We start from the raw sequence: 23,186 nt of genomic DNA on the forward strand, positions 1-23,186 counted from the left end.
TTTTAATTTTAACCTCTTTTTAGCAACAAATATATAAAATTAACATCTATCGCATTAAAATTTATGTTATAAAAATGTAAAAGTCCCTTTACTAGCAACTCTAATGCATAAACCAGTATAACAAACTACAAGGTTACAATTTGAATTTCATCATTACAGTACACAATTTTTGTTTCTGCCACTTTGTAGCCCATTTTCACTAAAAGTGTTGCATAATTCTTTATTTGATCTTTATGTTTTTCTTCAACTTTACCTGTTTTATAATCTATAATAATTGCTTTATCATTTTTAAGTATCAAACGATCCAAGACAAGCATTTCTCCTTTTTCAGACAAAAAAGCTTGTTCATTAAAAACTTCTAAATCCTTTTGATAAAACTTTTCTAACAATGGATGATAAACTACACTCTTTAGGATATTTTTCGCCCTATCCCTCAATTCGTTATCGACTATTTGAGTTTCTAAATATGAAAAAGCCAAAGCCAAATCATCATGAGTTGTTATTCTTTCGAAAGCTTTATGAATTGTGGTTCCAAATGTTCTAGACAAATCTTCTTTGTTATAATTCTCTACAATTTTGATATTATTTTCCGATTTATCTACACTTTCATAATGTTCTAAAACCAGCGACAATTCCTCTTCTTCCTTTTTTGATTTTCTTCCTGAATCTCCCAATTCAAAAAACAAATCACTCCCTTTACTTTCAATAAACTCTCTAAAAAAATCAGAATAATTTTTTAGTGTTCTTGTTTTGGACTTTTTAAAATCTGAAAACACATACAATTGCTCTTCGGCTCTTGTTAAAGCAACATATAATAAGTTAAAGTTGTCTAATTGAATATTCTGACTTACTTTTTCTAACTCATTTACACCAGTTTCTCCATAATACTCCAGTTTTTTTGAAGCATTGATTCTAAAGCTCTCAAAGTCACCAAAAATTGCCGTATTCTCTGTTTTGTACCAAATCTGTTCTCTTACAATATCTTCCGTATTCAAATCAAAAGGAAACAAAACCACAGGAAATTCTAATCCTTTAGACTTGTGAATGGTCATAATTTGGACAGCATTATCACTAGTTGCCAATTCCACTTTTAACTTGTCTTTTTTCAAATCCCAGAACTCAAAAAACTGTTGTAAAGTTTCGGCTTCTTTTGTTTGAAATTTTAGTACCTGATCTAAGAAGGTTTGCACAAATACATCTACCATATTTGTTAACATAAAAGATCTGATAATGTATTCTAAGCCATCATATAAAGACAACGAAAAGAAGATTTCTCTAGAAAACGAAATTTGTAAATAGTTAAACAATTCTTTTTCTTCTAGAGCTAAATTTAGACCCATAGCAAAAAAATCGTGCTTTTCTTTTGACACGTTTAAGTGTTTGTGCAAGTAAGTTAACACCTCAATCAACACTTCCTTGTCTTCGGAGTTTTCTATCCATCTTAACAAATACACTAAAAACTGCACTGTCTGATTGTTTTTTAGCATTAAACTGTCTGGAGAAATAATTTCTACTCCTTTAGATGTTAAATAATCAGCAATAGCTACACCGTCTTTTTTCTTTCTTGTTAGTACACAAATGTCTCCTTTTTGAAATCCATTTTTTTCTATTTCCAGAATTTGATTGTAAATCTTAGCTCCATAAAACTCATACATTTCAAAATCTTCATCTCTTTCAAAAAGTTCTACACGCACATAACCTCCTTCTTTGCTGTTTTTTTGTTGATTTTTTTCTGCAAGATAAATTTCTTTGTATGCAGGGTTTTGTAGGTATTGTGCTACAAAAGAGAAAAATTCATTATTAAAATCAACAACATGACTATAGCTTCTATAATTTGTTCCTAAAGTGACAACCTCTTTTTCTACAAAAAATTGATTGGTTGCTTGTGAATCTGATAAATGAACAAACTGTGATGCTTTTCCTCCTCTCCATCGATATATGGACTGTTTGGCATCTCCTACCAACATCAATCCTCCTGTGTTCTGCGATAGAGCATTATGTATTAACGGAATTAAATTTTCCCATTGCAACTCTGATGTATCTTGCATCTCATCAATAAAAAAATACTGAAAACGTTCTCCCAAACGTTCGTATATAAAAGGCACTGGTTCATTTCTAATTTGTTTGCTTATAATTTGATTGAACTCTGCATTAAGACGAATATTGTTGTCTTCTTTGTAATGAGTAAATTCTTTATGAATATAGCTAAGTACCGTTAATGGCACTAAGGTTTTTAAAATTTTCTTAACTAATAAATACTGTCCAAATTGTTGATGACATAACTCTAATGACATGTTAAAGAGTCTAAAAATTTCATCCTGTATGGCATCTATTGCTGCTTTTTCTTCTGGTGTTCTAGATTTTGCATACAATACTCCTTTTTCCATATTGGCTTTCAAACGTGTTCCCAAAGGCCATTCTTCTTTTTCCAAGCAGCTACCTAAAAACTTTTTAAAATAGTTAGGTAAATCTCCTCCTGAAAAAGATTTAGGATCAATGTTATGCATCGCTATCAAATCCAAAGCCTGACTCCCTACACTTTTAAAAGCTTCTTCAATTTCTCCTAAGTAGTTTCTAAGTCGTTTTTCTAACTCTTTAAAATCAGACAAACTAGTGTTAATCAACTTAGATACTTCTAGCTCATTTTCTTCGTTTAGCAACAATTTTGCTACATCTACTAAGGCATTGGTAATGTTCCACGATTTATCGTCATTTACCTGATGCAATGCATAACTTACCAAGACTTCTGTTAACTCTTTATCCTCTCCTATTCTAGAAACCAATAAATCAATGGTTTCTTTTAACATAGGGTCAACATCCATTTCTACTTCAAAATCTAAGGGAAGGCCTAAATCTAAAGAAAAAGTCCGGATCAACTTATGTGTAAAACTGTCTATGGTAATAATATGAAAACTTGCATAATTCTGTAAAATGGCAGTTAGTACTTTTTTTGATTTTTCTTGAATTTCTGCTACTGGAATTTTTGCTTCTTTGGCAATATCGCTAATAATGAGATTCTCTTTATTTCTAGAAGCTTGTTTTAACGTATTTAAGACACGTTCTTTCATTTCTCCTGCCGCTTTATTGGTAAAAGTAATGGCTAATATTTTTTGAAATTCAAACTCTCCACGCAGCAAAGCAACCTTTAAATATTCCTTTACCAAAGTGTATGTTTTTCCACTTCCTGCAGATGCATTGTAAACTTTAAAAAAACTTTCAGAATTCATAAACCATAAAAAAAGAGAATGTCTAAATTAAACATTCTCTCCTACTATTAACTGCAAATAACTAATTAATTTAACCTTTGGTATTTGCTTTTTTCACCTCTTTTACAAACGTATCCATATCCACTTTTTGCTGAGCTAACTCTACTGCCACATCTACTACTTTTTCATGTGTATCTAACGGAAAACCAATTCCAACTGCCAATTTATTTAACAGTCTTTTAGACAAGTTAAAAGAAGCTTGATCTACCAACAACATATAGGTTAATGCATACAAACGCTCTATTCGCTCTTCGTAGCTAGAGGGCGGATTGATAGGATATAATTCAGGATTTCTTATTATTTTTCTAAAAGCGAGGTCGTTAATATTTAAATCTGCTTTTATTTTTTTTAATAGTCTTATTTCATCTCGATTCAATTTTCCATCAGAACGAGCAATTTTAACAATATTGGCTAAGTGGCCTCTGTTTTTCTTTTGAGTACCACTCAAAAAAAGATTTACGATTGACATAAGCTGTTATTTTTTTGAGATGTTACCTAAATATAAGGGTTTTAGCAAATAAATCCCAAAAAACATACCAAATTATCAACCCCTAAACAAGAAGAAACGTTGTTTTACTCCTTCTAACTCAGAATTTTTATTATCAGAAATATACGCAATAGCTTGTTTTGTAAAATCTAATCCTTTATTTGTTAGGCTGATGATATCGTTTTCTATAGCAATCATATTATTTTGATTGGCTAGCTTTAAAACCTTTTTTGCTCGCTGAGCACCCCAATTAATATGCTCTTGCAAATGGTTGATATTTCGCTCTTGTTCTTCATCATGATTGGCTAAATGTAACAAAAACACCAACAGAGCTACTTCTGTCTTTTGTTGCTTTTCTTTGTACCACTGAGAAAAATATCCTTTGCCTGGAGCTGTTAAATAAATGATAAAAAATACCAAACCCAATACACTAGCAATGGTTCCTGCAATAGACGTATCCCAAACCGATGCAAACCAATACCCTACCAAAGAACACACAACCGCAAGCACGGATGAATATATCAATAGTTTTTTTAAGTTGTCTGTTAGCAAGTAAATACAAGCTGCAGGTACAATCATAAAAGCCACAACTAAAACAGCACCAATAGCATCAAAAGCTCCTACTGTGGTTATGGATGCAACCGTCATTAACCCATAGTGGATTGCCATAGGGACAAATCCCATAGAAGCTGCTAGACCCGCATCAAAAGTAGCTACTTTTAGTTCTTTGTAAAATAGCAACAATAGAGTTAGGATTAGCAAGAGTACAGTCCCCATCATCCATAAAGATTTAGGCCCCATGTCTGTCTCATTCCACATCCATCGGTCAAAAGGTGCAAAAGCGACTTCACCTAACAAAACCGCATCTACATCTAAATGCACATCTCCTGCATTTCTAGAAATCAAAATTACCCCAATACTAAACAATGATGGAAAAACCAAACCAATAGCAGTATCCTCTTTTACCAAACCTGTTTTTTGTATATATTCCACCAAAACAACAGTAACAACCCCAGTAAGAGTAGCCATTAAAATTAGTAAAGGGGAAGCTAAGTCTTGGGTTATAAAAAACCCCACAACTATTCCTGGCAAAATAGAATGACTGATAGCATCGCTAATTAAAGACATTTTTCTAAGTACCAAAAAAACACCTGGAATAGCACAAGCAATGGCCACCAAACTTAAAATAATTTGTATTTCTATTTGTGCATTCATGATTCTTGGTGACTGTATAAATTTTTTGCAACTTGATATCCCTTTTCTGTTAAAGACCAATTGCTTTTATTCAATAAAATTAAATCTTCTGACTGTAGTTTTTTTAAACTCTTTTTGGTGTATCCTTGAAAATTATTTAGCAATTGAATTTTATGCGGATGTGAAATATTATCGTGTGTCTTTACAATTTCATACATAAAAGAAAGCGTTTTCATTAACTTTAAGTCATTTCTATTTTTCCATAGTTTGATTTGCTTAAACAACAAACCACGAATAGGAGAAAACACAAAAGAAAACACCACAAAGCCAGTAGCAATTAACACAATTACTGGACCTGTTGCTAGATGATTTGCACTAGCACTAATGGCGGTTCCAACCACACCAGAAATTGCTCCAAAAAGACCTGCTAAAAACACCATTGTAGCCAAACTATTTGTCCACTGTCTTGCAGCTGCAGCGGGTGCTAACAACATGGCACTCATTAACACTACACCTACTGTTTGCAAGCCCATAATAATGGCTACTACAATCAACGATGTAATTAGCGTATCTACCCACTTTACATTAAAACCCAACGTTAGTGTATAATCGGCATCAAACAATACAATTTTAAATTCTTTCCAAAACAACAATACTATGGCTACAGATATTGTGGTAATTGCAACCATCAACCAAACATCACTAGCTAAGAGTGTAGCTGCTTGTCCAAAAAGATATTTTTCTAGTCCCGATTGATTGGCATTGGGTAGTTTTTGGATATAAGTTAACAACAACATTCCAAATCCAAAAAAAGTAGACAAAACAATTCCCAAAGCGGTATCTGATTTTAAATGTGTTTTAGATATAATTCCTTTAATAAATACAGCACTAATCAAACCACTAGCCAAAGCACCTAACAACAAACCATTGTTGTCTTTTACTCCTAATATTAAAAAAACCAAGGCAATTCCTGGCAAAGAAGCATGAGAAATAGCATCTCCTAACAAGCTTTGCTTACGCAACACAGCAAAACTTCCTAACACACCACACAGTGCCCCTAGTACAGCTGTACCCACTGTAATAATTTGCAAAGTATAGTCTTTGAATAACAACTCTAAATATTGCTCCATTGTTTTATTTTTAATTATTGAACAATACTGGTTTTATAATTGATTCCGTAAGTCTTGGTTAAGTTATCGTCATTAAAAATATCAGCAACGGGACCCGTGGCAATTTTTTTAACGTTTAAAAAAGTGACCCAATCAAAATATTCAGGAACTGTTTGCAAATCGTGATGTACTACAACTACGGTTTTTCCTGCTTTTCTTAACTCTTTAAGTATCTGAATAATCGCTTTTTCTGTAGTAGCATCTACCCCTTGAAAAGGCTCATCCATAAAGTAAATCGCAGCATTTTGTACCAAAGCTCTTGCTAAAAAAATACGTTGTTGTTGACCACCTGATAATTGTGAAATTTGACGGTTTTGAAATGGTAACATTCCTACTTTTTCTAAAGCTTCTAATGCTTGTTTTTTTTCGTTAATTCCTGGGCGTTTCATCCATCCTAAAGCACCATACGTTCCCATCATTACCACATCCAAAGCCGTAGTAGGAAAATCCCAATCTACACTTCCTTTTTGAGGCACATACGCCACTAAAGAGCGTTGTTTTTTATAGGACTTTCCGTATACAGAAACCGAACCAGCCAAAGGCTTTATTATGTTTAATATAGATTTTAACAAGGTAGATTTACCAGCACCATTAGGCCCTACAATAGCCATCAACACTCCTTCTGGAATCTGTAAATCTATATCCCACAAGACAGGTTTGTAATTGTAAGCTACCGTTAAATCATCTACCGCTATAGCTATTTTCTGTTTCATATTATTGCTATTTTGCTTTTATTTTAAAGCATTTACGATAGTAGCCACATTGTAGCGATACATACCCACATAACTTCCTGTTTTTTCTGATGGATTTCCTAAAGCATCAGAAAACAACTCTCCTCCTATATTTACTTCTTGTCCTTTTGATTTGACAGCTGCTTGCAAAGCTTTAACCGTTCTTTTAGGAACCGAACTTTCTATAAAAACAGCTTTTATTTGATGCCTAATGATAAAATCAGAAATACGTTGTACATCTTTTACTCCAGCCTCTGTTGCTGTTGACAAACCTTGCAACCCTACCACTTCAAAATCAAATTCTTTACCGAAATATGAAAAAGCATCATGAGCTGTTACTAAAATTCTTTTTTCTTTGGACAACACTGCAATGCTTTTTGCAATTTCTTGTTTTAAAGCCTGCAACTCTTGTACATATTCCTTTCCATTTTTTTCATAGATGTCTGAATTTTCAGGATTGATGTCGCTTAACTTTTTTACCAATTGCTCTGCAATCATTTTCCAGTTATCTATAGAAAACCAAATATGCGGATCGTGAGCACTGGCAAACATTTGAGAATGAATGATTTTTTCCTTAGGCAATAAGCTACCAACAGCAATCGTTTTTTTACCTATTTGATTCATTTTATCAAATACATCTACCAGCTTTCCTTCTAAATGCAATCCGTTGTACACAATTACATCTGCATCTGTCAATTTCTTTAAATCTCCTGCAGATGCTTTGTACAAATGAGGATCTACTCCTGCCCCCATCATTCCTTGTACCTCCACTGCATCACCTCCTAATATTTTTACCAAATCGGTAATCATAGTAGTGGTACAAACTATTGTAAATTTTTTATGTTTTTGTTTTTTAGGAGTATTACAGGATACAAACATCACACTTAACAACCCTAATAGAACTATTTTTTTCATTTTTTTTAATCTTGTTGTTTCACATATAAATTGCTTGCTATTTGCTGAGAAATAGAAATTTGTTTTTTATCTATCCACAACATCATAGAATTGTCAAAACTTTCTTTATGCAATACTTTAATAGCCGCTCCAAGCTTGATTTCTACTTTGTCTAAATATTTTAAAAACTCACTAGAACTATCTTTAATTCCCACAATTTTACTTTCCTGACCAATTTTTAAGGAAGACAGTACAGCGACATCTCGTTTGGCAAAATTCCCTTCTTTATCTGGAATGGGATCCCCATGCGGATCGTATCTAGGAAAATCTAAAAAAGCATCCAAGCTATTGGTCAACTTCACAGACTTTACATGCTCTAACTGTTCAGCTACTTCGTGAACTTCGTCCCATTGAAATCCTAAGTGACGAACCAAAAACACTTCCCACAATCTGTGTTTTCTAATTACATGTATGGCAATTTCTCTACCGTTTTCAGTTAACGAAACTCCTTGATATTTTACATAATTCACCAATTCTTTTTCTGATAATTTTTTTACCATATCAGTTACAGAAGAAGCTTTAGTAGCTAGCTTTTCTGCAATTTTATTGGTACTTACCGCTTTGTTACTTACAACAAACAAGCTATAAATAGCCTTTAGGTAATTCTCTTCTGTTTGTGACAAATCAAATTTCATTATTGCAAATATATAAATTAATACAACAGTTTTGTTTAAAATTTTTTTTAGACAAGTCTAAAAAAAATATATAGATTTGCATAAAACAAATAAATTATTCAAAAAACTATTATAATGAAAACTCTAATAGCCATCCTCATATCTCTATGCTGTTATACCGTATACGCACAAAAAAGCAAACTAACAGGTAAGGTAGAAAGTAATGGCATACCTGTTTTGGCAACTGTTAATATTAAAGAAAACAACCTGACTACTGGTACCGAAATAGATGGAACATTTGCTATTGCTACTTCTCCTGGTACCAAGACTTTAGAAATTTCGGCAATTGGTTACAAAACCTTAGAACTATCTGTTGTATTAAAAGAAGATCAAACCTTAGTTAAAAACATAGAACTAAAAGAAGATATTTTAGGACTAAACAAAGTTGTAGTAACTGCTACTAGAGGTTATCTAGACAGAAAAAAAGCCCCGGTAATTGTTACCGTGACCGATGCCAAAGTTTTGGAGGCTACCCAAGCAATTAGCCTATCTGAAGGGCTGAATTTTCAACCAGGCTTAAGAATGGAAACCAACTGTCAAAATTGTGGAACATCAGAAGTAAAGATGAATGGACTAAATGGCTCTTACAGTCAAATTTTAATTGACAGTCGACCTATTTTTAGTGCTCTTAACAGTGTTTACGGATTGGATCAAATTCCAGCAAATATCATCAAACAAATAGAAGTTGTACGTGGTGGAGGTTCTGCTTTGTACGGATCCAATGCCATTGCAGGAACCATCAACATTATTACCAAAGACCCTTTGGAAAATAGCTTTAGCATAGGAACTAATTTGGCACTGATTGATGGAAAATCAGAAGACAAAACATTGCTATTTAACGGAACTGTCATCAACAAAAATTTAGATACGGGAATTGCATTGTTTGGGATGAAAAGAGCTAGAGAGGCGTTTGATTATGACAACGATGGTTTTACTGAAATCACACAACTAGAAAACACTTCTTTTGGCCTAAAGGCTTTTACCAGACCTAACGACAGAAAAAAAATAACAGCAGAATTTAATGCGAATAACGAGTTTAGAAGAGGTGGTAACCAATTGAACCTACTGCCTTTTTTATCGGATGTTACTGAACAAATAGAATCTACCATTGTGTCTGGAGGGTTAACTTACGAATACTTAACCCCTTCTAAAAAAGACAATTATTCTGTATATGCATCAACTTCTTTTTCTAAAAACAAAAACTTTTATGGAGGACTGGCAGGAAACCAAGCAACCGAAAGCAACATTGATGAAAGTATTGAAGGCTATGGAAATTCAGAAGATATTACTTTTGTAACTGGTGCACAATACGCACATAAGTTTGATCAGTTTTTAAACAACACAGGAACTTTTACAGGGGGGATTGAATACAAATACAATGACATTGACGACCGAAAAGAAAACCCTGATTTTGAACCTATTTTACAAACAACACATTTAATAGGAGTATACGCACAACAAGAGTGGGTTGTAAACAACAACTTAAGAATTTTAGGAGGATTAAGAGCTGACAAACACAATTTGGTTAAGGAAAACATTATACTAAACCCTAGAGCCAATATTCTATACAACATTCATGAAAATTTACGTTGGCGATTTAGTTATGCCAAAGGCTTTAGAGCTCCTCAGATCTACGGAGAAGATGTACATGCCTCTTTAGCAGCAGGAGAAATTAGTAGAATTAGAAATGACGATGATTTAAAGTCGGAAACTTCGCACAGTCTGTTAACTTCGTTAGACTGGTCAAAAGAATTAAGTGAAGGTGATTTTTCATTAGTAACCGAAGCCTTTTACACCCAACTAAACGATGCTTTTGCTTTGGAACAAGGCCCTGAGACTGCTCCAGGTTCTAAAATTTTTGAATGGATTCGAAGCAATTCTTCTGGAGCTAAAGTATACGGACTAAACATTGAAACAAAATACGCTCCCAACAAAAAATGGCTAGCTCAGGCAGGTGCCACCATTCAGCGTGCTTTGTACGATGAAAAAGTTGCTTGGTCTGAAGAAGAACAAGATCAAGCTACAAGAGAATTTAACAAAACCCCTAATTTCTATGCTAATTTTGTGATTACACATGCTCCTATTAAAGAATTTCAAAACAACGTTTCTGGAGTTTTTACGAGCCCTATGCATGTACAACACCTAGCTGGATTTATTTCTAATGATAAATTAGAAAAATCACCCAGCTTTTTTGAACTGAATTGGAAATCTTCTTATCAGTTTTACCTAAGCAATCATCAACATACTTATTTAGAGGTTTCAGCTGGAATTCAAAATATTTTTAATGCATATCAAAGCGATTTTGACCAAGGTGTAGATAGAGACGTTAGCTATATCTACGGACCTCAACGTCCAAGAACCGTTTTTGTGGGTTGCAAATTTGGATTGTAGTAGCCAAACACTTTTATTCCCTAAATTTTACGAATTGTTAATTCACTTTTTCTTTTTAGCACACAATATGCGCTGTACACATGCACACTTACTGAATTAAAAAAAAGGAATTAAAAGCACTGAAACTAAAAACCCAACAAAAAACTAATAATCAAACACTTAAAAAAACCTTAAGAAAAATAAACAGCTACTATTTACAAATAGGAAAAACACATCATTTTATTTTTTAAGCTTGATAAATTCGTATTTTAGCAGATATCAAAATACTATAACAAATCATTATGGCAAAAGAGAAAAACGAAAAGGATGACAAATTAAAAGCCTTGCAGCTTACCCTAGATAAATTGGATAAAACTTACGGAAAAGGAGCTGTGATGAAAATGGGAGACATGGCTGCACAAGATGTAGAAGTTATCTCTTCGGGTTCTTTAGGACTAGATTTGGCGTTGGGCGTAGGAGGCTATCCTAAGGGACGAATTATTGAAATTTATGGACCTGAATCTTCGGGTAAAACCACCTTAACGATTCATGCTATTGCCGAAGCACAAAAGGCAGGAGGAATTGCTGCTTTTATTGATGCAGAACATGCTTTTGATCGTTTTTACGCAGAAAACTTAGGAGTGGATATAGACAATTTAATTATATCGCAACCTGACCACGGAGAACAGGCTTTGGAAATTGCTGAAAACTTAATTCGTTCTGGAGCTATAGATATTATTGTGATTGACTCTGTTGCTGCCTTAACTCCTAAAAGTGAAATTGAAGGAGAAATGGGAGACTCTAAAATGGGATTGCATGCGCGTTTGATGTCACAAGCTCTACGAAAATTGACAGGAACTATTAGCAAAACCAAGTGTACGGTTATTTTTATCAACCAATTGCGTGATAAAATTGGAGTTATGTTCGGAAACCCCGAAACAACAACAGGAGGTAATGCACTAAAATTCTACGCTTCGGTTCGTGTTGATATTAGAAGAAGAACTCAATTAAAAGACGGAGATACCGTAATAGGAAACTCTACCAAAGTTAAAATTGTAAAAAACAAAGTCGCTCCACCATTTCAACAAGCAGAATTTGACATTATGTATGGAGAAGGAATTTCTAAAGTAGGTGAAATTTTAGACATTGGTGTAAACTACGGAATCATTAAAAAAAGTGGTTCTTGGTTTAGCTACGGAGACACAAAATTAGGACAGGGTAGAGATGCTGTAAAAAGCCTAATTAAAGACAATCCTGAATTGGCCGAAGAATTAGAAGCTAAAATTATTGAAGCGATTAAAAATCCTGAAGAATAAAAAAACTTCAACTCAAAAAACAGGCTGTATCTTTTTTTGATACAGCCTGTTTTTTTTATCCCTTAGCTTTCAAAAATTAAGCTTTTTTTGATTTGTCTTCTAACTCTAATTTTTCTGCAAAATAATCACAAAAATCACGCATGGTTGCAGACATCTTTTCATCATTCGTAGCTCTTTCAAACGTATCTGCCATTTGTACCAAAGTTTGATGAAAAAATACTTTCATTTCATCTACAGGCATTTTTTTTACCCACAAAGGCAAATACAAAGTTTCCTTGTCTTTGCTATCCCAAACACTAATCAACGTTGCCTTTGCACGGTCTTTGGTTACACCACCACCGGTTGCAGACCATTCTATGCTTTCAGGAACCTTGTTTTCATCTAAGCCTATTTCAAATTCTATTTTAGATTTATGTGCTACTGCCATCTTAATTTTGTTTTTGTCTTGTGCAAAGATAGGCAATACCAACGGAGTACACACTAACTACTTTCTGGGTTTAAATTTAGATAAGTTTAAAATTTCCTGAGCATCCATTTTTATCATTTCTTGAACAGAAACTGAGTTGTTTTCCATAAAAGCTTTTACAATTTGCCACCCCATGTACACCCCTATTTGCCCTGAAGAATCCATATCGGCAGTAGTATAAAATTTAGAAAACGGAGCTGTATCTATAAACCGTTCTTTTAAGTCTGAGCTGTTACTATACAACAAATCATTTTTAATAAAATAACTCCAAACAGCTGCTTCATTTTCTATAGCCCACTGCATTTTTTTGGCAGTATAACCCATCTTTATACCATTCGTAACATGTGGCAAATACAAATCCAACAGGTACATTTTTTTACCTTCAAAAACCATCTTCCCTAAAAAAGTACGATTTCTATCAAACAATAATTGACGATCAATTATTGTTTTTGCTACCTGACTTGTCAAATGCTTGGGAGTAAAACTCTCTGCCAAATACGAGGCAAAACCTTGATAAATTTCGTGTTCTTTGCCTAAGAACATATCCAACGATATCAGCAACAAGTTATTGGCATACAACACACGATCTTGATAAGAAACCCCTGTAAGATCTGTAACCACTGTAGGCAAAACAAAGTCTTTTTGATAAAATTTTATATGCTGAAACAAGTTTTTCAACTCTTTTTTTTGTGATGCAAAATCTCCATATACTTTTCTTACTTCTTTGTACAAAAATTGCTGTATAGAGTCTTGCATTCTATTAACAACAACACTATCGGGCATTTGCACAGGAAACATGTATGGATATTCTTTTTTTAATTTTGGTAAATCTTTTGGAGTTGCTGTAAAAAGTGCATTGTGAAATAAATCAAACGAAACATCAATAGCTACTTTGCTGATTTTTTCTTCTTTTTTTGAGGTAGAATTACAGCCATATAGCAGAAAACTAACCAACAATAGACACATCCATTTTTTCATACAGTACCAGATTTTTAAGTAAATTTGTGTAACTCGCAACAAAAATAAGAAATAAGCAATATGGAGACTCAAAAGATCGCAGAACATATTAGTACTTGGTTAAAAGATTACGCTAACAAAGCAGGAGTAAAAGGTTTTGTTGTAGGGGTTTCTGGTGGAATTGACTCTGCCGTAACATCTACTTTATGTGCCAGCACAGGAATGCCAACAGTTTGTGTAGAAATGCCTATACATCAACATCCAGATCAGGTAAGCCGTGCTCAAGAACACATTGCTCAGCTAAAAAATCGTTTTAACAATGTATGTGATGAACGTGTAGACTTAACCCAAAGTTTTGAGACTTTTAAAAATGCCGTTCCTAATTCTGATAACGAAGCAATTTTGAATTTAACCTTAGCCAATACTAGAGCAAGATTGCGAATGACTACCTTATACTATATTGCAGGATTGCACAGCAGTTTGGTAGCAGGAACAGGAAATAAAGTAGAAGATTTTGGAGTTGGCTTTTACACTAAATACGGTGATGGTGGTGTAGACCTAAGCCCTATTGCAGATTTGGTAAAAAGCGAAGTATATGCCTTGGGAGCATATTTAAAAGTTCCAGCAGCAATCCAAAACGCAGCTCCTACAGATGGTTTGTTTGGAGATAGTAGAACTGATGAAGATCAATTAGGTGCCAGTTATGACGAGCTAGAATGGGCCATGAAACAACAAGACCTTGGAGCAACGTCGGCAGATTTTATAGAGCGAGAAAAAGAAGTGTTTGATATTTATAGCAAACTCAACAAGGTCAATCAACATAAAATGCAACCAATCCCTGTTTGTGAAATTCCACCTGAATGGAAATAACACCATAAACCTTACTCGCGGTTGTTGTTTATAACACGTTTTTTTCTTTAAAAAAACAAACTTTTACCAAAACAGTAGGTCTAAAGAAATTAGCACTCGTTAAAAACAACAACCCTATGATTCAAAAAATTCACAAAACACTTATCTTTAGTGCATTTGCATTACTAACCAGCATTGGTTTTGCTCAACAAAACTTTCAGGGAAAAGCCTATTATTTCTCTAACACAAGTATTGATATGAGCAGATTTGACAATCCTGATTTTAGTGAGGAACAAAAAAAACGCATTCTTGAACGTATGAAAAACATGTTTCAGAAAACGTTTATCTTATCTTTTAACACCACAGAATCTATCTATAAAAAAGAAGAAAAACTAGAAGCTCCTACACAAGCTGGTGGCGGACGTGGAGCACAATTTGGTGCAATGATGAGTGGGGCTATAGATGGAGACCGATACAAAAACATTCAAGAAAAAGAAACTCGTAAAGAAGCAGAACTTTTTGGAAAAAAATTCTTAATTGTAGATCCTTTAGAAAAACTTGAGTGGAAAATGACAGGTGAAACCAAAAACATTGGTCAATACACCTGTTTTAAAGCTACTAGCCAAAGAACCATATTAGATGCGGGTACACCAGGCCCTCCATCAAGAGGTAATAAAAAAGAGGAAAAACCTAGCATTAAAGAAAAAGAAGTTACCGTTACGGCTTGGTACACCATGCAAATTCCTGTAAGTAACGGACCCGATGTTTATTGGGGACTACCGGGCCTAATTCTAGAAGTTAACGCAGACAAAACCACCATTTTGTGCTCTAAAATCGTATTAAATCCTGAAGAAAAAATAGAAATTAAAAAGCCTACCAAAGGAAAAGAAGTTACAGAAAAAGAATATGCAATTATTTCTTTAGAAAAGTTTACCGAAATGAGAGAAAACTTTAGAAGAAGTAGAGGACAAAACTCTGGCAGAAGAAGGTAATCCATGAAAAAATATCTATACGCAATCTTATGGCTGTTAGGAACAGCCATAGGATTTTCTCAGGTAAAAGTAGAAGGTATCGTTACTGATAGTTTGCAAAACCCTTTGGTATTAGCAAACGTAGTAGCTATTAATCAAAATACCAAAATGCTAGATTCTTATGGAATGACAAGCGATAAAGGAGCTTACCGTTTAGACCTAAAACCCAACACCAATTATACCTTACAAATCAGCTATATTGGTATGAAACCTCTTGAAACTTTTCTTGCTATAAAAAACACCGATCTTACTCAAAATTTTATCCTTGCAGCAGACAATCAGCTGGATGAGGTAGAATTGGTATACGAAATGCCGGTACAGGTAAAAGGAGATACTCTTATTTACAATGCAGATTCTTTCTCTAACAAAACAGACAGAAAGCTAGGAGATGTATTAAACAAACTACCTGGAGTAGAAGTAAACGACGATGGAGAAATTCAGGTAGACGGAATAACCGTAAGAAAAGTGATGGTAGAAGGAAAAGACTTTTTTGATGGAGACTCTAAATTAGCCACCCAAAACATTCCCTCTAACGCACTAGATAAAATTGAAGTTCTGAAAAATTACGACGAGGTAAACCAATTGCGAAATGTACGTAACAACGATGAGAGCATTGCTATTAACATTCGCTTAAAAGAAGGAAAAAAGAATTTCTGGTTTGGAGAAGTAACCGCTGGTGCTGGCTTAGACGAACGTTTTTTAGCACATCCTAAATTATTTTATTACAGCCCTAAATACAGCTTAAATCTTATTACTGATTTAAATAACATAGGACAAGTGCCTTTTACCCGCAGAGATTATTTTAAGTTTACTGGAGGTTTTAGAGGAGCAAACAGAGATAGCGGAACCGATTTTAACGTAGAATCTACTGATATTGGTTTTTTAACATTGCAAAACAACAGAGCTCAGTCTATTGATGCTAAATTTGCAGCTGGAAACTTTAACTACTCCCCTACCAAAACTTGGGATTTAAGTGGATTTGCCATATACTCTGGCAACAAGACCATAATTTCACAAGAAAGTTCTAAAATCTATACAGAAGGATTTGATCAACCTGATGAAAACACAGAAAGTAACACCACACAAAAATCGGATTTAGGATTGTTTAAAATAAGCTCTAAATATATCCCTAATAGTAACAACCATTTAGATATCGACTTATTTGCTAAAGTTTCTAAACAAACTGAAAACAATGATTTTTATTCTTCTGTGTTGCAAAATATTGATGAAAACCAAAGTCAAAATCCATTTACGTTGAATCAGAATTTAAATTATTACTACACCCTTAACCCTAAAAACATTTTTGCAGTAGAGGTACAAAATTTAATTCAAGACGAAGACCCTTTTTACCAAGCTATTTTAGAAAGCAACAACAATACTTTTAAATTTGCTGACTTGCTAGGATTAAACAATCAACAAAACTATTACAATCTAAATCAAGAAAAACGTGTAAAAACAACCAAACTAGATGCCAAAGCCGATTATTGGTATGTCTTAAACGACAAAAGCAACATCAACCTAACCTTGGGGGGAATGACCAGCACACAACGTTTTAACTCTGAAATTTATCAAATTTTAGACAATGGAGACAGCAACACTATTGAGCAAGAAATAGACGGTTCTACCACAAAAAATGAGGTAACCTACCACTTAAAAGATGCTTACGCTGGATTTTTATACACGTTAAAAACAGGAATTTTTACTTTTAGACCTGGATTTAGTGTGCACCTATACGATACACAAAACTTGCAATTAGACAGCAAACACCAAGAAACATTTTTCCGTATTTTACCCTCTTTCAACACGTTAATTCAGTTAAAAAAATCAGAAACCATAACCATAAACTACAGCATGAAAAACACCTTTACGGATGTAAATCAACTGGCAGAAGGTTTTGTGTTTAACAATTACAACTCACTTTTTTCGGGAAATAGAGAATTGGAAAACTCGCTAACACACAACGCTAGCTTAAGGTTTTTTAGTATGAATATGTTTAATTACACCAACATTTTTGCCACATTAAGCTATAGCAAACGTGTAAATCAAATAAGAAATAAAATAAACCCTATTTCAGGAAGCACCAACCAAACCGCTAGTCCTTTCAATTCTAATTTTGATGATGAATCTATTAGTTTAAACGGACGTTTGGAAAAAACACTTTGGGATATTAAAGGAAGTGTAGGGGCAAATGTTTCTTACAGTAAATTCAACCAATTTGTTCAGAATAGAGTAAATGTTAATGAGTCTTTTACACAAACCTACAACACAAAATTCAATACTAACTTTGATAAAGCTCCTAATTTCGAGGCAGGGTATAGTGTAAAAATCAATCAATACAACCAAGGAACCGGAAATACTACTTTCTATACTCATAGCCCTTTTGTAAATATGGATGCTTATTTTCTAAATAGCTTTTTATTTACGGCTGATTATACGTACTCTAATTATCAGAATCAAGACAAAACATTAAATAAATACAATTTTTTAGATGCTAGCTTGTCTTATCAAAAAGAAGATAGCAAATGGGAATACAAACTATCGGCAACCAACCTACTAAACAACAAATCATTAAACACAGATAACCTAAATAACACCTTTGCTAGCACAAGTGAATATTTTGTACAACCTAGATATGTAATCTTTAGCATAAAATACAACTTGTAAAAAAATAAAATACAACACTATACCCTTCTTATAGCAATATTAAGAGGGGTTTTGTTTTTTTAGAAATAAAAAACAAAACTCCTTAATTTTAACTATCTACACTTATCAAACTCCACTTTTCGGAAACGATTTCACTCAATAAAACCTAGATTTATAACTAGACAACACCTAAAAAGTAAGGAGTTTTAAGGTTTACAAAATATCTTTATCGGATAAACATTTTTTTGTAAATCATCAATCAATGAAAAAAAGCTTATCCAATTTATTTCTAAGCAACCTATTTTTTATAGCATGTCAAGTATTGTGTGCTCAAAACCAAAATTCAGTTGAAGGTCATTGGAGACAAGTAGCTCCAGGAATGGCAGGAAGCAATAGAGCCATTTATGCAGACAGCAAAAACCCCAACAAACTTTGGGTGGCTCCCGACATGGGAAACGATTACATTACGCTTGATGCAGGAAAACACTGGGAAACCATCGTACCTAGTGATGGCGTATGGAGTCAGCGAAATACGCTTAGTGATGTGTGTGTAGTCAGCGATCCTAAAGACAACCAAATTGTATTAAGTTTAAAAGGAAAATTCATCAACTTAAGTACCGATGGTGGTCATCACTTTCATAAAATAGCATCTTATAAAAAAGGAACAGGTCCTAAGTCTAGTTTATACACAGCGTATCCACATCCAACAGAAAAAGACACTTGGTATCTAGGTTGTGGACTAGACAATAAAGAAGTCCGAACAGGTGTCACCCCTAACCCATTAAAAGAAATTCATCAAAACGAAAGCAAAGTATGGAAAGTAACCCACATCAGTTCTAACAAAAGAAATATAGAGCCTGTGGACGGAACAGGAATGGAAGCGGCAACAGCTGTGTTTGATTTGTTTGCACATCCAGATGTAAAAAAGTATCCTAATATGTTGTTCGCAGCCACTTCTACAGGTTTTTACCGAAAAGACAATGCTGCTACCAACTGGGTAAAACTAATAAATGGTGCTACAAAAGCAGATTACAACTGGGACAAAAACTCGAAAACCTTAACAGTATATGTGCTGCAACAAGCCACTTACGAGCTACAAGATGATAATTTGGTTTCTAAAGGTGGGGTATTTAAAACCACCAAACCTGCCACAATCACGGCAAACAACGCATGGGAAAACACCTCTGAGAGTTTGTATATTGACTTGACACAAACCAAAGTACAACGACAACTTTTTGATTGGATGCTCAAAAAATGGTTTGGCATAACCCACAAAACTAGCACACAATATCCTACTTCATTTTTTCAGAACTATACAGATATTTTGTGCGATCCAACTGATGCCAACAAAGTCTACATGTCTATTTGGGGAGGTTCTGAAAACAAACCTGTTCGCGGTCCTTTGTGGGCAACTTCCAACGGAGGAAAACAATGGTTTGCAGCCTTTAGAGCGGGAGTTGGTTTTGATAAAGATACTTATTGGAAAAGTAAACAGCCCGAACACACAGGTAGAAATGTGGATTTGCAAATTCACAAAAAGAAATTTCCAGACCATTGGCGATACGGTCGTAGAGCAGTACGCTCCATGGCCATTACTGCAGACGGAACATTATATGCATCTTCTGTAAAAGGATATTACACTGCTATTTACAACGTAGAAAAAGACCAATGGACTAGTGCTGATAACACTTACAAAAACGGATACTATTACGGACATGGAAATGCAGACACAGGAGCGTTTAATGTTGTCCCTGACAAACACCATCCTGGTGAAATGTTTTTATTGCAATACGAATTGTCTGCTTGGAAATCGTCCAACAATACGCATCCTGAATATCCTGGGATTGTAGGCGTAAAACCCATTCCAGCACTCATCGACAAAGGGAAAAAATGGGCACCAGGACAACCGTTTAACACCCCTACCACCGTAGCCAATCATCCCACAGATCCTTCTGTGTTTTACGTGATGTCTTCTCGTACAGGTGAGGTAATGAAAATTAGCGAAAACGGTCAGAAAAAAGAAATTATGGGCGAGCCTATTGAAGTGCCAGATATTATTGTAGTCCCTAAAATGAAGGTAGTTTATTGGTCTGACTTAACCATTGCCAACGATGGAAAAACCATGTATGCCGTATCCGAAATTATAGATACAGACAACAGACCCATGGGACAAGTACGCATTTTTAACCCAAAATCTAGAAAAGGGTTGTACAAATCTTTAGACGAAGGAAAAACATGGACCTGTGTAAACAATAATTTACCCTCTACAGCAGGCGGACGTAAAAACAACTTGGTATATGGCACCAACAGTGCTGCTATTAAATCGTTTGTTATGGATCCTGCAAAAGAAAACGTATTGTATGCAGCGGTAAGAAAATATAGAGCTCCTCAGGGCAAATCGGGTTGGGTGCAAGGAGGTTTGTTTAGAACGGAAAATGGTGCACAACAATGGTCAGAAATAAAAATTCCGAATGGCATTCAATCTGTTTGGGATGTTTGGTTACAACACAAAAACGGAAAACCTAGCAAAATTTATATTACTGCAGGTGGAGACGGAAGTGTTGCCGATGTAGGTATAGGAGGTGTTTGGGTAGCCGATTACAAAGCCAATGGCAAATACAAAACCTCTAGTTGGAAACAAATTTTTGATCAACATCCTTTTGTCTCTCATATTGCAACCAGTCCTTTTGACGAGAATTTGATGATGATTGTCACTAGAGAAACATCGAGCAATCACAAAAAAGATGCAGGAACTTTTTACAGCACCGATGGTGGAAAACACTGGACAAAATTCAACCAAGGTAGAGGAGGTATGATGATTGGTGGTGTTGCTTTTGATTCGGGAACTCCCAACCGAGTTTGGGTAGCTTGTGAATCTTCTGGAATTTATACCGCTTTACTGCCTTTGTCTAACTAAAAATTGTAATTACACAAATACCAAAGCTCTGTTAATAACTAACAGAGCTTTTTCTACTAAGGCTGTTTTTCACTTAAATATTTCCAATAACGTTTAGGCACATGTTGTATGTGTAGTTTGGTGTTTTTTCTAGACTCAATATTCGTACTTTTAAAATAATCTTTCCACAATTGTTGAAACTCCAGTTCTATAGGTGCAAAAATTTCATCAGAAGTTTGTGTGGGGTCAAAATTGGAATTGAATTCTAAATGGATAACTTCTACTTTGTGTAAATCATAAAACAATCCATAATTTCTTTTCCAATCGTAAATAATCCATTGCTGGTCTGCGTATCTGTTTTTAAAGTGATTGCTAATCAACGAAAGCACATCAAAGTCTGGCGATACAACAGCAAAATACACCCCGTCTTTGGTAAGTTTAAAGCGCACAAAAGCTTCCATTCTATGTTTTTCCCTTCCTACACTCTTGGCCAATTTGCTAATTTTTAACACAGCAGGATGCCCATAATCCAACCCTACATTTTCTTTAGAGGCAAGGATATACTGAACGGCTTGTAAAATAATGTTTTCAACTCCCTGAGTTTCACTTAAAAAAGCCGCGTATAACTTATAGGTTGCTTTATTTTTGGTTTTCTCTTTTAATTTTTTCCAGACCCTGTCCGCTTTGTCCTTGTCACTCATCACATACAAAACCTCTCCAAACAAAACTTGTTGTTGCTGGTGTTGTTTCTGTATAACAATGTCTTTGAGCTTCAACTCATACACAGTAAAAACAACGGTTAAAAGTCCGTCAAAAGTAGCATCATATGTAACCGTCTGAATCATTTAAGCACCAAATAAAGAAAGCTGATTGTTAAAATTACTACGGTATTTACTTGTAGATTGCTGCTGAATAAGTCCTTTTATTTGATGAGCAGTTAAATCTTTTCTTTCGAATTTACTAGAAGCACAAGTCATAAAATACTGAGCTCTGTTAAGGGCAATTCCCAACTTTTTTAAATGTTCCCAATTCAGGTTTCTATGTTTTCTGGCTTGCAAAATTTTAGCAACAGAAGTCATCCCCACCCCAGGAATTCTTGCCAACATTCTTTTATCGGCTTTGTTTACATCCACAGGAAATTCGTGCAAATTTCTTAATGCCCAGCTAAGTTTAGGATCAATGTCTAAATCTAAAAACTGATGCTGTTCGTTTACAATTTCATCGATATCAAAACCATAAAAACGATACAGCCAATCTGTTTGATACAATCTATTTTCTCTCATCACAGGAACGGGAGTGCCAATTTGTGGCAATCGATGATCATGGCTGATGGGAATGTATCCAGAATAATACACACGTTTCATTCCGTATTTTTTATACAAAAAATTAGAGGTTTTCATAATCTGTAAATCGTTTTCTCCTGTAGCTCCAACTATCATTTGGGTACTTTGACCTGCGGGTGCATATTTGGGAGTGCTTTTGATTATTTTTCGTTCCGATTGGTACTGAATAATTTCGTTTTTAACCTTCTGCATCGGTTTTAAAAAATCGGCTTGATTTTTATCGGGAGCTAATAACTTTAGCCCTTGTTTGGTTGGTATTTCAATGTTCACACTCAACCGATCTGCGTACAAACCTGCTTCTCTCATCAACTCATCACTTGCTCCTGGTATAGATTTAAGATGAATGTATCCGTTAAAGTTTTCTTCCAATCTCAGCTTTTTTGCCACTGCTACCAATCGTTCCATAGTATAATCGGCATTTTTAAAAATTCCCGAGCTCAGAAACAGTCCTTCTATATAGTTTCTTCTGTAAAAATTCAGAGTCAAATCAACCACTTCTTGCACTTTAAAAGCTGCTCGTTTGATATCATTACTACTGCGTGTTACACAATAAGCACAATCAAAAATACAGTGATTGGTTAACAATATTTTTAGCAACGACACACAACGTCCATCTTGGGTATAGGTATGACAAATTCCAGATTTAGAAGCATCTCCCAACCCTTTATTTTTATTCTTTCGGTTGCTACCGCTAGATGAACAAGAGACATCGTACTTGGCAGCATCGGCCAAAATTTTTAATTTTTCTTGAATACGATCAAAAGACATAGTGATGATTGTTTTAACTGTATAAAATTAAAACTTATAAGTGCAACCTACTCACACAGGTATTTTTTTCTG

General features: G+C 34.5%; 17 protein-coding genes. 6 read left to right on the forward strand and 11 right to left on the reverse strand.

The annotated features are described in order from the left end of the window. Positions 1–125: 125 nt before the first annotated feature. From FS85_RS0101645 to FS85_RS0101675, 7 genes are all read right to left on the reverse strand, one after another. A complete protein-coding gene (locus tag FS85_RS0101645; protein WP_010134230.1) occupies positions 126–3,227 on the reverse strand; it encodes a UvrD-helicase domain-containing protein in 3,102 nt (1,033 codons plus the stop codon). Between the two features lie 70 nt (positions 3,228–3,297). Next, the gene (locus FS85_RS0101650) at positions 3,298–3,735 is read right to left on the reverse strand and encodes a hypothetical protein (RefSeq protein WP_010134231.1); all 438 of its coding nucleotides are present in this window, start codon (positions 3,733–3,735) and stop codon (positions 3,298–3,300) included. A 75-nt stretch (positions 3,736–3,810) separates the two neighbouring features. Next, on the reverse strand, positions 3,811–4,971 hold the full coding sequence (locus FS85_RS0101655; RefSeq protein ID WP_029489187.1) for a metal ABC transporter permease: 1,161 nt from the start codon (positions 4,969–4,971) through the stop codon (positions 3,811–3,813). Beyond that, the gene (locus tag FS85_RS0101660) at positions 4,965–6,077 is read right to left on the reverse strand and encodes a metal ABC transporter permease (protein ID WP_010134233.1); all 1,113 of its coding nucleotides are present in this window, start codon (positions 6,075–6,077) and stop codon (positions 4,965–4,967) included. The genes FS85_RS0101655 and FS85_RS0101660 overlap by 7 nt, the downstream gene beginning before the upstream one ends. Before the next feature lie 14 nt (positions 6,078–6,091). Further along, complete coding sequence (locus FS85_RS0101665; protein ID WP_010134236.1) at positions 6,092–6,829, reverse strand: metal ABC transporter ATP-binding protein; 738 nt, start codon at positions 6,827–6,829, stop codon at positions 6,092–6,094. Between the two features lie 18 nt (positions 6,830–6,847). After that, positions 6,848–7,762 carry a metal ABC transporter solute-binding protein, Zn/Mn family gene (locus tag FS85_RS0101670; RefSeq protein ID WP_010134238.1) on the reverse strand — a complete coding sequence of 305 codons (915 nt, stop codon included), beginning with the start codon at positions 7,760–7,762 and terminating at the stop codon, positions 6,848–6,850. A gap of 5 nt (positions 7,763–7,767) precedes the next feature. Beyond that, positions 7,768–8,436 carry a metal-dependent transcriptional regulator gene (locus tag FS85_RS0101675; RefSeq protein ID WP_010134239.1) on the reverse strand — a complete coding sequence of 223 codons (669 nt, stop codon included), beginning with the start codon at positions 8,434–8,436 and terminating at the stop codon, positions 7,768–7,770. 114 nt (positions 8,437–8,550) lie between these two features. On the opposite strand from FS85_RS0101675, the gene FS85_RS0101680 reads away from it, so the two are divergent. Then, complete coding sequence (locus FS85_RS0101680; protein WP_010134240.1) at positions 8,551–10,866, forward strand: TonB-dependent receptor; 2,316 nt, start codon at positions 8,551–8,553, stop codon at positions 10,864–10,866. 281 nt (positions 10,867–11,147) lie between these two features. Beyond that, positions 11,148–12,161, forward strand: a complete 1,014-nt coding sequence (recA, locus tag FS85_RS0101685; protein ID WP_010134241.1) for a recombinase RecA — start codon at positions 11,148–11,150, stop codon at positions 12,159–12,161. A gap of 76 nt (positions 12,162–12,237) precedes the next feature. On the opposite strand, the gene gldC is transcribed toward recA, so the two are convergent. Further along, positions 12,238–12,588 (reverse strand): gliding motility protein GldC, encoded by a 351-nt coding sequence (gene gldC / locus FS85_RS0101690; RefSeq protein WP_029489189.1) that lies wholly within the window; start codon positions 12,586–12,588, stop codon positions 12,238–12,240. Positions 12,589–12,645: 57 nt separating this feature from the next. Further along, positions 12,646–13,605: a gliding motility lipoprotein GldB gene (gene gldB, locus FS85_RS0101695; RefSeq protein WP_010134243.1), complete on the reverse strand. Its 960-nt coding sequence runs from the start codon at positions 13,603–13,605 to the stop codon at positions 12,646–12,648. 60 nt (positions 13,606–13,665) lie between these two features. On the opposite strand from gldB, the gene nadE reads away from it, so the two are divergent. The 4 genes from nadE to FS85_RS0101715 all read left to right on the forward strand — a co-directional run bounded on the left by nadE (position 13,666) and on the right by FS85_RS0101715 (position 21,024). Next, positions 13,666–14,454: an NAD(+) synthase gene (nadE, locus tag FS85_RS0101700; RefSeq protein ID WP_010134244.1), complete on the forward strand. Its 789-nt coding sequence runs from the start codon at positions 13,666–13,668 to the stop codon at positions 14,452–14,454. 116 nt (positions 14,455–14,570) lie between these two features. Next, positions 14,571–15,425, forward strand: a complete 855-nt coding sequence (locus tag FS85_RS0101705) for a GLPGLI family protein (RefSeq protein ID WP_010134245.1) — start codon at positions 14,571–14,573, stop codon at positions 15,423–15,425. Positions 15,426–15,428: 3 nt separating this feature from the next. Beyond that, positions 15,429–18,128, forward strand: coding sequence for a TonB-dependent receptor (locus tag FS85_RS0101710; protein ID WP_010134246.1), 2,700 nt, complete (start codon positions 15,429–15,431; stop codon positions 18,126–18,128). A 241-nt stretch (positions 18,129–18,369) separates the two neighbouring features. Then, on the forward strand, positions 18,370–21,024 hold the full coding sequence (locus tag FS85_RS0101715) for a WD40/YVTN/BNR-like repeat-containing protein (protein WP_010134248.1): 2,655 nt from the start codon (positions 18,370–18,372) through the stop codon (positions 21,022–21,024). Between the two features lie 56 nt (positions 21,025–21,080). Here FS85_RS0101715 and FS85_RS0101720 read toward each other — a convergent pair whose 3' ends face one another. Next, positions 21,081–21,848 (reverse strand): TIGR03915 family putative DNA repair protein, encoded by a 768-nt coding sequence (locus FS85_RS0101720; RefSeq protein WP_010134249.1) that lies wholly within the window; start codon positions 21,846–21,848, stop codon positions 21,081–21,083. Beyond that, positions 21,849–23,114 carry a putative DNA modification/repair radical SAM protein gene (locus tag FS85_RS0101725; RefSeq protein ID WP_010134250.1) on the reverse strand — a complete coding sequence of 422 codons (1,266 nt, stop codon included), beginning with the start codon at positions 23,112–23,114 and terminating at the stop codon, positions 21,849–21,851. Between the last annotated feature and the right edge of the window lie 72 nt (positions 23,115–23,186).

It is taken from the genome of Ochrovirga pacifica (assembly GCF_000220525.1).
GTDB lineage: Bacteria > Bacteroidota > Bacteroidia > Flavobacteriales > Flavobacteriaceae > Ochrovirga > Ochrovirga pacifica.